6 protein-coding genes are annotated in these 11861 nt (G+C 63.4%); 1 reads left to right on the top strand and 5 read right to left on the bottom strand.

Annotation, left to right across the window (positions count from 1 at the left end; translation table 11 throughout):
* Window positions 1-3: 3 nt before the first annotated feature.
* Window positions 4-1395, bottom strand: coding sequence for an MFS transporter (locus V8G57_RS04215; protein ID WP_342828304.1), 1392 nt, complete (start codon window positions 1393-1395; stop codon window positions 4-6).
* 141 nt (window positions 1396-1536) lie between these two features.
* Between V8G57_RS04215 and pabB the strand changes: the two genes are divergently transcribed.
* Window positions 1537-3426 (top strand): aminodeoxychorismate synthase component I, encoded by a 1890-nt coding sequence (gene pabB / locus V8G57_RS04210; protein WP_342828303.1) that lies wholly within the window; start codon window positions 1537-1539, stop codon window positions 3424-3426.
* Between the two features lie 8 nt (window positions 3427-3434).
* Here pabB and V8G57_RS04205 read toward each other — a convergent pair whose 3' ends face one another.
* The 4 genes from V8G57_RS04205 to V8G57_RS04190 all read right to left on the bottom strand — a co-directional run bounded on the left by V8G57_RS04205 (window position 3435) and on the right by V8G57_RS04190 (window position 11848).
* Window positions 3435-3866 carry an EamA family transporter gene (locus V8G57_RS04205; protein ID WP_092396201.1) on the bottom strand — a complete coding sequence of 144 codons (432 nt, stop codon included), beginning with the start codon at window positions 3864-3866 and terminating at the stop codon, window positions 3435-3437.
* A 68-nt stretch (window positions 3867-3934) separates the two neighbouring features.
* Window positions 3935-5416, bottom strand: a complete 1482-nt coding sequence (locus V8G57_RS04200) for an efflux transporter outer membrane subunit (protein ID WP_342828302.1) — start codon at window positions 5414-5416, stop codon at window positions 3935-3937.
* Window positions 5417-5467: 51 nt separating this feature from the next.
* Entirely contained in the window at window positions 5468-8686 is a 3219-nt protein-coding gene (locus V8G57_RS04195) for an efflux RND transporter permease subunit (RefSeq protein WP_342828300.1), read from the bottom strand.
* 15 nt (window positions 8687-8701) lie between these two features.
* Window positions 8702-11848 (bottom strand): MdtB/MuxB family multidrug efflux RND transporter permease subunit, encoded by a 3147-nt coding sequence (locus tag V8G57_RS04190; RefSeq protein ID WP_342828299.1) that lies wholly within the window; start codon window positions 11846-11848, stop codon window positions 8702-8704.
* Window positions 11849-11861: the final 13 nt, after the last annotated feature.

The raw sequence follows: 11861 nt of genomic DNA, 5'->3' as shown, positions 1-11861 counted from the left end.
CCATCAGGCGCGGCGGCCCGACAGTTCGGCGCCGGCGTCGGGCTGCAGTTTCAAGGCAAACGGCAGCGAAGCCAGCGCAACCAGCGCGATCAGCAGGAAGGCCGGCCAGAAATCGGCGCTGACGATGGTGGCGTGGCCCTGCACCTGGTTCGACACCTGCAATGCAAAACCGCCGACCGTCACGCCCAGGCCGATCGCCAGCTGCTGGGCGACGCTGGTCAGGCTGGTGGCCTGGCTCATCTGGCGCTGGTCGATCTCGGCATAGGCAATCGCATTCAGGCTGGTGAACTGCATCGACCGCACGCAGCCGCCCAGCAGCAGCATGAGGATGATGAAGATATGCGGTGAATCGGCTTTCAGCACGCCGAACGCCGCCATCGACAGCGCGCCAAGCAGCGTGTTGTAGACCAGCACGCTCCTGAAACCGAATTTTTTCAGCACGGTGGTGGTCATGGTCTTGACGAAAATCGCGCCGGCGGCCGAAGCGCAGGTCAGCAGGCCGGACTGGAACGGCGTCAGGCCGAAGCCCAGCTGGAACAGCAGCGGCAGCAGGAACGGCAAGGCGCCTACGCCGATGCGGAACAGCGAGCCGCCGAAGACGTTCATGCGCAGCGTCGGAATCTGCAGCAGCCGCAGGTTGATCAGCGGATGCGGAGTACGGAAGGCATGCCATGTGTACGCCAGCAAGCTCACGGTGCCGGCTGCCACGCAGGCCAGCGAGACATCGCCGGCCACCAGGTGCCGGCCGGCGCTGGCCAGGCCGAACATCAGCGTCGAACAGCCGATCGCCGACAGCAGGAAACCGATCCAGTCGAGCGGTACGGTATCATCGCTGCGCAGGTTCTCGATATAGCGGGTAGCAAGGTAGATGCCGAGGATGCTGATCGGGACATTGATGAAGAAGATCCAGCGCCAATGGAAATAGGTGGTGATGAAACCGCCCAGCGGCGGCCCGATCACCGGCCCCAGCAAAGCCGGGATGGTCAGGTAGCTGAGCGCGCGCACCAGTTCCGCCTTGGAGGTGGTGCGCAGGATGACCAGCCGCCCGACCGGGACCATCATGGCGCCGCCCACGCCCTGCAGGAAACGGGCCGCGACAAATTCCGCCAGCGTGTTCGACATGCCGCACAGGATCGAACCGAGCATGAACACGCCGATGGCGCTGCGGAATATCGTGCGGGCGCCAAAGCGGTCGGCCATCCAGCCGCTGATCGGGATGAATACCGCCAGGCTGACCAGGTAGGACGTCATCGCCAGCTTGAGCGCGATCGGGCTTTCTCCCATGTCGCGCGCCATCATGGGTAACGAGGTGGCGATCACGGTGGAGTCCATGTTTTCCATGAACAGGGCGCAAGCTACGATCAGCGGCGTGAGGAAGACGCGGGATATGGGCATGAAGGGGTAGGCGGGCGGGGCGGGCAAAAGCCCCGCCTGCCCTGCTTAAAAGAGGATAATTATAGTATTTTTGACAATTTTTTGCCGTTCAGATAGCATGCAATCTGTTACCTTGGCCGCCTGCCGCTTTTCACGAGAACCATGACCAACACATTTCCCTCGTCAACCGAGTGTTTTGCCTTGCTGGATGACCGCAGCGCCGTTTCTGCGCAAGCGCATTGTTCCCGACTATACACCGGCCACGTGCGCAGCCTGTCGTGTTTTGAAACGGACCGGCTGCCGCAGTTGATCGAACAGATGCAGCAAGCCTTGCGCGAGGGTTTGCACGCGGTAACCTTGTTTACCTATGAACTCGGGATCGGGCTGCAGCATGTCGCGCTGCCGCAGTCGCCGGCAGCGGCGCCCCAGCCTTTGGCGCAAATCCTGCTGTTCTCGCATTGCGAGCGTTTGAACGATGCCGAGGTAGACGCCTGGCTGGCGCAACGCCAGGCTGCAGAACATGGCGCAGCGGAAGCCGAGGCTGGCATCGCCAATCTCCATCCGAACGTCAGCGCCGCGCAATTCGCCGCCGCCATCGCCAAGATCCACGCCTACATCGAAGCCGGCGACACCTACCAGGTCAACTATACCTACCGCCTGCGTTTCGATGCCTACGGCAGCCCGGTTACACTGTATCGCCGGCTCAGGCAACGCCAGCCGGTGCCTTACGGCAGCCTGATCCTGCTGGAGGACGGCGCGGCGGTCCTGTCGCTGTCGCCGGAGCTGTTCGTACGCCATGCGGCCGGCGTGCTGACCACGCGGCCGATGAAAGGCACCGCCGCCGCCAGCGGCGACGCCGGACAGGATGCCCTGGCCGCCAAGGCGCTCGCCGCGGATCCCAAGAACCGGGCGGAAAACCTGATGATCGTCGACTTGCTGCGCAACGACCTGGGACGCATCGCCGTCCTCGGCTCGGTGCGCGTGCCGCAATTGTTCGAGGTGACCCGCTTCAACACCGTGCTGCAAATGACATCCACCGTGCAGGCGCAGGTGCGCGACGATATCAGCCTCAGCGCCGTGATCCAGGCGCTGTACCCGTGCGGATCGATAACCGGCGCGCCCAAGCATCGCACCATGCAAATCATCAATGAGCTGGAGCCGGAGCCGCGCGGCCTGTATACCGGCGCGATCGGATGGTTCGATGTGGAGCAGCCGGGCCGCCGGTTCGGCGATTTCTGCCTGTCGGTGCCGATCAGGACTTTATGGCTGCAGCCAGCCGCGCCGGACGGCTTGCACGGCGCCAGCATACGCCACGGCGAAATGGGCGTCGGCGCCGGCATCGTGCACGACAGCGTGGCGGCGGAGGAGTTTGCCGAATGCGCATTGAAAGCCAAATTCCTGACTGGCATGGTCGGCGATTTTTCCTTGTTTGAAACCATGTACGCGACTGCCGCGGACGGATGCCGTCACCTGGACCTGCATTTGCAGCGCTTGCAGGCATCGGCCGCCTACTTTGGTTTTCCTTACGATGAAAACGTCCTGCGCGCGACTTTGCGCGCGCATTGCGCCAACTTGCCTGCCGGCGCACCCCAGCGCTTGCGCCTGACCTTGTCGGCAGATGGCGGCTGCAGCCTGCAAAGCGCGGAGCTGGGGACACTTGAACTGCCGGTCAGCCTGTTGATCGCGCCGGCGCGGGTGCAGTCCGGCGACCTGTTCCTGCGGCATAAAACCACGATACGGCAACGCTACGACCAGGCTTGGCAACAGGCGCAGCAACTGGGGGCTTTCGACATGCTGTTCTTTAATGGCGAGGGCGAGTTGACCGAAGGCGGCCGCAGCAGTGTGTTTGTCAAGCTGGACGGGCGCTGGTACACGCCGCCGCTGCGGGCGGGATTGCTGCCCGGAGTGATGCGCAGCGTGGTGCTGGACGATCCGGCGTGGAACGCCAGCGAACGCAGCCTGGACCTGGAAGATTTGCTGGCCGCCGAACAGATCATGGTGTGCAACGCCTTGCGCGGAACCATGCCGGCGACGCTGCTGCAAATCGTGTAGCAGGCTGGTCAGAACGCGATGATCACGACCGATCCGGCCACGATCAGCGAACCGCCGATCGCTACCGGCCAGGTCAGCTGTTCGCCGGCGAACAGCAAGCCGAGCACGATGGCGAAGGCTACGCTCAGTTTGTCGATAGGCGCGACCTTGGACACCGGGCCGATCTGCAGCGCATGGTAGTAGCACAGCCAGGACAGGCCGGTGGCGATGGCCGACAGCACCAGGAATAGCCAGTTGGACGAGCTGACCAGCGTCGGTTTCTGCCATTCGCCGCGCAAGCTGACGATGCCGGCGATCACGAACAGGATGATGACGGTGCGGATGAAGGTGGCGAAGTTGGAGTTCATGCCGGCGACGCCGAACTTGCCGAAGATCGCCGTCAGGCCGGCGAAGAATGCAGAGCCAAGAGCAAATACCTGCCAGCTGGAGCCGAAATTCATTTTTTTCCCCTGATATCGAATAGGACTTGACCGACAGGATTCAAGTCAACGCCATTTTGCCCCGGATTTCATTTGGCCGCAGGTTTGCCCGTGGCGGTGGCATCGCGATCGTTCAGCATCGCGTTGCCGGGCAGCTCGGCCTGGTTCCAGCCGCCGCCTAGCGCCTTGATCAGCAGCACGCTTGCCGCAAAGCGCCGGTTCTGGATATTCAGGGCCGACAGATCGGCGTTGAATGCGGTCGCCTGCGCCGTCACCACGCTGGTGTAGTTGACGGTGCCGGCCCTGTACTGGTTCAAGATCAGTTCCAGCGCATGATGCGCGAACTGGACTGTCTCGGCCTGGACCGCGGCCTCCTGTTCCAGGATGCGCAAGGCCGCCAGGTTGTCTTCCACCTCCTGGAAACTGGTCAGCACCGCCTGCTTGTACACCGCGACGCTGGCGTCGTAGGCGGCAATCGCCTGGTCGCTTTGGGCGCGCCGCGCGCCGCCGTCGAACAGGGTGGCGGCCAGCGCCGGCCCGAGCGACCAGATGCGGTTAGGAACCGTCAGCCAGTTGGCGAAGCTGTTGCTTTGGAAGCCGCCGGAAGCCGACAAGGTCAGGTCCGGGAAATAAGCCGCCTTGGCCACGCCGATCTTGGCGTTGGCCGATGCCGCCAGCCGTTCCGCCGAGCTGACATCGGGGCGGCGCTCCAGCAGCGAGGATGGCACGCCGACCGGGATCGCCGGCAGCACCGCTACCAGCGGCGCCGGTGTGATCGAGAAAGTAGAGGCTGCCTGTCCGGTCAGCAAGGCAATCGCATGTTCCAGCTGGGAGCGCGCTACGCCATTGTCCAGCGCTTGCGCCTGCGCGCCTTTGAGCTGGGTCTGGGCCTGGATCACGTCAGAGCGCGCGACCACCCCAACTGCATACTGGTTCTGGGTCAGCTGCAGCGATTTCTGATAGGCCGCTACCGTGTCGTCGAGCAAGGTCTGCTGCATGTCGAGCACCCGCAGTTGCAGGTAATTCTGGGCCAGCGTCGACTGCGCGCTGAGCCTGGCCACCTGCAGGTCGGCGGCGCTAGCCTGGGCCGAAGCCTGGTTGGCTTCCACCGTGCGGCCGATGCGGCCCCACAGGTCTGGTTCCCAGCTGGCGCTCAGGCCGAGCGCATCGGTGGTGGTCACCGAGCCGCCGGAACTGCTCAGGCTGCTGCTGCGCCCGCCGGAGCGGGTGGCTGACACGTTGGCCGACACGGTCGGGAAGTAAGACGACCTGGCCGATTCCACCAAGGCTTTGGCCTGCCGGAACTGCGCTTCGGCTTGCGCCAGGTTCTGGTTGGAGATATTGACTTGCCCGACCAGCGCATTCAGTTGCGGATCCTGGAAGATTTCCCACCACTTGCCATGCAGTTCCTGGTCTTGCGGGGTAGCTGTCTTCCAGTCTTTCATTTCCTTGAAGGCGGCCGGCGCAGCCGTGGCCGGCTTTACATAGTCCGGCCCGACGGCGCAGGCGCTCAACAGCAGCGCCGCGGCTGCCGCCGCCAACAGGGTTTTACGGGTAGGTGCTTGTTTCATATTGGATCCGTTGATTATCGTTTTGCATCGGCCATGATTTCCGTGTCGTGCTTATGCTTCGCTGGCGTCAGGCAACGGCCTGCCGCCGCGCCGTTCCCATTTATCCTTGCTCCACAGGCGGAAGCGGTCCATGTACAGGTAGACCACCGGCGTCGTGTAGAGGGTCAGCAGCTGGCTCACGATCAGGCCGCCGACAATCGCGATGCCCAGCGGCCGCCGGAGTTCGGCGCCGTCGCCCTGGCCCAGCGCCAGCGGCACCGCGCCCAGCATGGCCGCCATGGTGGTCATCATGATCGGCCGGAAACGCAGCTTGCAGGCTTCGAAAATCGAATCGCGCGGCGACAGGCCGCGGGTGCGTTCAACGTCGAGGGCGAAGTCGATCATCATGATCGCATTTTTCTTGACGATGCCGATCAGCAGGATCACGCCGATCAGGGCGATCAGGCTGAATTCGGTGCCGGTCGCAAGCAAGGCCAGCAGGGCGCCGACGCCGGCCGAAGGCAGGGTCGAGAGGATGGTGATCGGATGGACGTAGCTTTCATACAGGACGCCGAGCACGATGTACACCGCCAGCAGCGCCGTCAGGATCAGCAGCGGCTGGCTGCTCAGGGATGACTGGAACAGGTTGGCGCTGCCCTGGAAGCTGCCGTGCACGGAGGTCGGCACGCCGATCCGGGCCATGGCGTCGTTGATTGCCAAGGTGGCGTCGGACAGGGAGCCGCCGACCGGCAGGTTGAAGGAAATGGTGGAGGCGATGAACTGGCTCTGGTGGTTGACGCCGAGCGAGGTGTTGGTGGGCTGGAAGCTGGAGAACGCCGCCAGCGGCATCTGTTGTTCCGCCGTGGTCGACAAGGTCAGCGCCAGCGACGAATTGGACGCCAGCTTGCCGCCCGCCGTCAACGCCGGCGGCGTGCCGAGAGCGGAGGTGGTGGGCGACAGGTTGGCGGTGCTGGAAGGAATGCTGACGTAAGTGTCGTGCAGGATTTGCGGACTCTGCCAATACTGCGGCGCTGCTTCCATCACCACGTGGTACTGGTTCATGCCGCTGTAGATGGTCGACACCTGGCGCTGGCCGAACAGGTCGTTCAGGGTCGAATCGATCAGCTGCGGCGTGACGCCGCTGCGGATGGCGGTTTCGCGGTCGATGGTCAGTGTGGTCTGCAAGCCTTTGTCCTGCTGGTCGGTGCTGACGTCGGCCAGCTGCGGCAGGGCGCTGAACGCCTCGCGGATCTTCGGCTCCCAGGTGCGCAGTTCGTTCAGGTCGTCAGACTGCAAGGTGTACTGGTACTGGCCGTCGCTGACACGGCCGCCGACCCGGATATCCTGCACCGACTGCATGAACAGGTTGGCGCCGGCAATATGGCTGAGCTTGCCGCGCAGCCGTCCGATCACCTGGTCCGCTGTCAGCTTGCGCTGCGTCAGGGGCTTCAGCGTGATGAACATCTGGCCGCGGTTGCTCTGGCCGCCGCCGGTGAATGCGATCACGCTCTGCACGTCGGGATCCTTGCGGACGATCTCGACAAACTGGTTCAGTTTGGTGCTCATCGACTGGAACGAAATCGACTGGTCGCCCTGGATGCCGCCGATCACCAGGCCGGTATCCTGCTGCGGGAAAAACCCTTTGGGAATCGCGGTGTAAAGATACACGTTGAGCACGATGGTGCCGAACAGGATCAGCATCATCAAGGGCGCAAAACGCAAGGCCCACGCCAGCGAACGTTCGTAGCCGCGCAGCATGGCGTTGAAGGCGCGTTCGGTGGCGTTGAAAAAACGCCCCTGCTTGCGGTCCGGCTCGTGCTTCAGAAGGCGCGCGCACATCATCGGCGTGGTGGTCAGCGACACCACCAGCGAAACCAGGATCGCGACCGACAGGGTGACGGCAAATTCGCGGAACAGGCGGCCGACGATGCCGCCCATCAGCAGGATAGGGATGAATACCGCGATCAGGGAAATGCTCATCGACATCACGGTAAAGCCGACTTCCTTGGCGCCCTTCAACGCCGCTGCAAACGGTTTCATGCCGTCTTCGATATGGCGCGAGACGTTTTCCAGGACCACGATCGCATCGTCCACCACAAAGCCGGTGGCGATCGTCAACGCCATCAGGGACAGGTTGTCGAGGCTGTAGCCGAGCAGGTACATGGCGCCGAACGTGCCGATCAGCGAGATCGGCACCGCGACCGCCGGGATCAGCGTGGCGCGGCCGTTGCGCAGGAACAGGAACACCACCATGATCACCAGCGCGATCGACATCAGCAGGGTGTTTTCGGTCTCGCGCAAGGAGGCGCGGATGGTCGGCGTCCGGTCCATGGCGACATCGAGGTTGATGGCAGCCGGAATCGAGGCGCGCAGCTGCGGCAGCAGGGCCCGTACTTCATCCACCGTTTCGATGATATTGGCGCCGGGCTGGCGGCTCAGGATCACCAGCACCGACGGCTTGCCGTTGGCCGAACCGGAGTTGCGCAGGTTGGCGACCGAGTCGACCACCGTGGCGACATCGCTGACGCGCACCGGCGCACCGTTGCGATAGGAAACGATCAGCGGCATGTATTCGGCGGCGGTCTTGGCCTGGTCGTTGGCGTAAATCTGCCAGTTCTTGTCGCCGTCTTCCAGCATGCCCTTGGGACGGTTGGCGTTGGTGGCCGCGATCGCTGTGCGGACGTCGGCCGTGCCTATGCCGTATTTGTTGAGCGCGGTCGGATTCAGCTCGACCCGCACCGCCGGCTGCGAGCTGCCGCCGACGCTGACCTGGCCGATGCCTTTCACCTGCGACAGCTTTTGCGCCAGGATGGTGTCGGCGGCATCGTACATCTGGCCTTGCGTCATGCTGTCCGAGGTCAGCGCCAGGATCATCACGGGCGCATCGGCCGGATTCACCTTGCGATAGTTCGGATTGCTGGGCAAGCCGGTCGGCAGCAGATTGCGCGCCGCATTCAGGGCAGCCTGGACGTCGCGCGCCGCGCCGTCGATGTCGCGGCTGAGGTCGAACTGCAGGGTGATGCGGGTCGAGCTGAGCGAACTCGACGAAGTCATTTCAGTGATGCCGGCGATCGATCCCAGCGCGCGCTCCAGCGGCGTGGCCACGGTGGCGGCCATGGTTTCCGGGCTGGCGCCCGGCAATGAGGCGGAGATCGAGATCGTCGGAAAATCCACCTGCGGCAACGGCGAAACGGGCAGCAGCCGGAACGCCACCATGCCGGCCAGGGCGATGCCGATGGTCAGCAGGGTGGTGGCGATCGGCCGTTGGATAAAGGGACGCGAGATATTCATGCTGTCTTGGCTTCCCTACGGCTTGGCCGGTTCAGGAATCGCGCCGTCGCTGTCGTCGTCGCCCTTGTGGTCGTCTTGCTTGATGCCGAAACGTGCTTTTGTACGGCGCGCCAGGTCGTCGAACGCCAGGTAGATGACCGGCGTGGTAAACAAGGTCAGCACCTGCGACAGCAGCAAGCCGCCGACCATGGTGATCCCCAGCGGTTGCCGCAGCTCGGAGCCGACGCCGGTGCCCAGCATCAGTGGCAAGGCGCCCAGCAAGGCCGCCATGGTGGTCATCAGGATCGGGCGGAAACGCAGCAGGCAAGCCTGGTAGATCGCTTCACGCGGGCTCTTGCCTTCATTGCGTTCGGCATCCAGCGCAAAGTCGATCATCATGATGGCGTTCTTCTTGACGATACCGATCAGCAGGATGATGCCGATGATGCCGATGATGCCGAGGTCGGTGCCGGCGATCATCAGCGACAGCAGGGCGCCCACCCCGGCCGACGGCAGCGTCGACAGGATCGTGATCGGGTGGATGTAGCTTTCATACAGGACGCCGAGCACGATGTACATCGTGATGATCGCCGCCAGGATCAGCATCAGGGTGTTGCTGAGGGAAGCCTGGAACGCCAGCGCGGCGCCCTGGAAGCTGGTCTGGATGCTGTCCGGCATGCCGATTTCCTTTTCGGCCGCCTGGATTGCCTTGACCGCGTTGCCCAGCGAGGCGCCGGGCGCCAGGTTGAAGGAAATCGTGGTGGCGGGGAACTGGCCGATATGGTTCACCACCAGCGGCGAAGTACGCTCCTCGATGCTGGCGATGCTCGACAGCGGGACCTGGTTGCCGTTGCCGGCGACCAGGAAAATGCTGTTCAGCGCCGCCGGGCCTTTCTGGAATTCCGGCTTGACTTCCATCACCACCCGGTACTGGTTCGACTGGGTGTAGATGGTGGAGATCAGGCGCTGGCCGAACGCGTTATACAAGGCATTGTCGATCGCCGCCGTGGTGATGCCCAGCCGCGAAGCGGCGTCGCGGTCGATCGCGATGTAGGCTTGCAAGCCGAGATCCTGCTGGTTGCTGGCGATATCCGCCAGTTCCGGGATCTTGCGCAGGCGTTCGATCAGCTTGGGCACCCAGATGCTGAGCTCCGCGGCGTTGGCGTCTTCGACGCTGAACTGATACTGGGTGCGGCTGACGCTGTCTTCAATCGTCAAGTCCTGCACCGGCTGCATGTACAGCGTGATGTCGCCGACCTGGCGGTCCAGTTCCGGCTGCAGGCGGCGGATGACGTCGCTGGCGCTGATGTTGCGTTGTTCGCGCGGCTTCAGGTTGATCAGCATGCGTCCGCTGTTGAGGGTGGCGTTGCTGCCGTCGACGCCGATGAACGAGGACAGGCTCTCGACCGCCGGGTCTTTCAGCACCACTGCCGCCAGCGCCTGCTGCCGTTCCGACATGGCGGCAAACGAAATCGACTGGCTGGCTTCCGAAATGCCCTGGATCACGCCGGTATCCTGCACCGGGAAAAAGCCCTTTGGAATGAATATGTACAGCACCGCGGTCAGCACCAGGGTGCCGATCGCCACCACCAGGGTGGAAAGCTGGTGGCGCAGCACCCACTCCAGCGCCACGCCGTAGCGGGCAATGATGTTGTCGAAGAACTCGCCGCTCTTGCGGTAGAACCAGCTTTGTTTTTCTTCCGGGATATGGTGCAGCAGCTTGGCGCACATCATCGGCGTCAGGGTCAGCGAGATGACGGCGGAAATCAGGATCGCCACCGCCAGCGTGATGGCGAACTCGCGGAACAGGCGGCCGACCACGTCGCCCATGAACAGCAGCGGGATCAGCACTGCGATCAGCGAAAAGGTCAGCGAAATGATGGTGAAGCCGATTTGCTCGGCGCCTTTCAGGGCCGCCTGCAAGGGCTTCATGCCTTCTTCGATGTAGCGTGAAATGTTTTCGATCATCACGATCGCATCGTCCACCACGAAGCCGGTGGCGATGGTGAGCGCCATCAGGGTCAGGTTGTTCACCGAGAATCCGGCCAGGTACATGATGCCGAAAGTGCCGATCAGCGACAGCGGCACCGCCACGCTAGGAATGATGGTAGCCGGCACGCTGCGCAGGAAGACGAAGATCACCATCACCACCAGCGCGATCGACAGCAGCAGCTCGAATTGCACGTCCGCCACCGAGGCGCGGATGGTGGTGGTGCGGTCGGTCAGGATCTGGACATCGATCGCGCCAGGCAAGGTTTCCTGCAGTTTCGGCAAGATCTTCTTGATGTTGTCGACCACGCCGATCACGTTGGCGCCCGGCTGCCGCTGGATATTCAGGATCACGGCAGGCGAGGTGTTGGACCAGGCCGCCAGGCGAATGTTTTCCGCATCGTCGACCACATCGGCGACATCGGAGATGCGGACCGGCGCGCCGTTCTTGTAGGCGATGATCAGGTTGCGGTATTCGTCGGCCGAACGCAGCTGGTCGTTGGCGTCGATGGTCGAGGCGCGCGCCGGTCCGTCGAAACTGCCCTTGGCCTGGTTGACGTTGGCATTGCCGATGGCGGTGCGGATGTCATCCAGGTTCATGCCCAGCGCGGCGACTGCGCGCGGATTCAGCTGCAGGCGCACGGCAGGCCGCTGGCCGCCGGACAGGGTGACCAGGCCGACTCCCGGCACTTGCGAAATCTTTTGCGCCAGGCGGGTGTCGATCAGGTCCTGCACCTTGGGCAGCGGCAGCGTTTTCGAGGTGATCGCCAGCGACATGATAGGCGTGTCGGCCGGATTCACCTTGTTGTAGATCGGCGGCGTCGGCAAGTCGGACGGCAGCAGGTTGCCGCCGGCGTTGATCGCTGCCTGGACTTCCTGTTCGGCGATATCCAGGCTCAGGTCGAGGCTGAACTGCAGGGTGATCACCGAAGCGCCGCCGGAACTGGTTGACGACATCTGGTTGAGACCCGGCATCTGGCCGAACTGGCGCTCCAGCGGCGCGGTGACCGAGGAAGTCATGACGTCCGGGCTGGCGCCGGGATACAGCGTCACCACCTGGATGGTGGGATAGTCGACTTCCGGCAAGGCCGAAAGCGGCAACTGCTTGTAGGCGACGATGCCGGCCAGGAAAATCGCCAGCATCAACAGGGATGTGGCGACCGGCCGGAGAATGAACTGACGTGAGGGATTCATGCGTTCTTCACGG

The organism is Collimonas rhizosphaerae (assembly GCF_038896935.1).
Classification (GTDB): Bacteria; Pseudomonadota; Gammaproteobacteria; order Burkholderiales; family Burkholderiaceae_D; genus Collimonas; species Collimonas rhizosphaerae.
Note: the sequence above shows the minus strand (reverse complement) of the source record. Positions and strands in the feature narration are given on the sequence as shown.

Excerpts from the sequence above, each read along its gene's own strand:
- V8G57_RS04215 (WP_342828304.1), bottom strand. The coding sequence starts at position 1,395 with ATGCCCATATCCCGCGTCTTCCTCACGCCGCTGATCGTAGCTTGCGCC.
- pabB (WP_342828303.1), top strand. The coding sequence starts at position 1,537 with ATGACCAACACATTTCCCTCGTCAACCGAGTGTTTTGCCTTGCTGGAT.
- V8G57_RS04205 (WP_092396201.1), bottom strand. The coding sequence starts at position 3,866 with ATGAATTTCGGCTCCAGCTGGCAGGTATTTGCTCTTGGCTCTGCATTC.
- V8G57_RS04200 (WP_342828302.1), bottom strand. The coding sequence starts at position 5,416 with ATGAAACAAGCACCTACCCGTAAAACCCTGTTGGCGGCGGCAGCCGCG.
- V8G57_RS04195 (WP_342828300.1), bottom strand. The coding sequence starts at position 8,686 with ATGAATATCTCGCGTCCCTTTATCCAACGGCCGATCGCCACCACCCTG.
- V8G57_RS04190 (WP_342828299.1), bottom strand. The coding sequence starts at position 11,848 with ATGAATCCCTCACGTCAGTTCATTCTCCGGCCGGTCGCCACATCCCTG.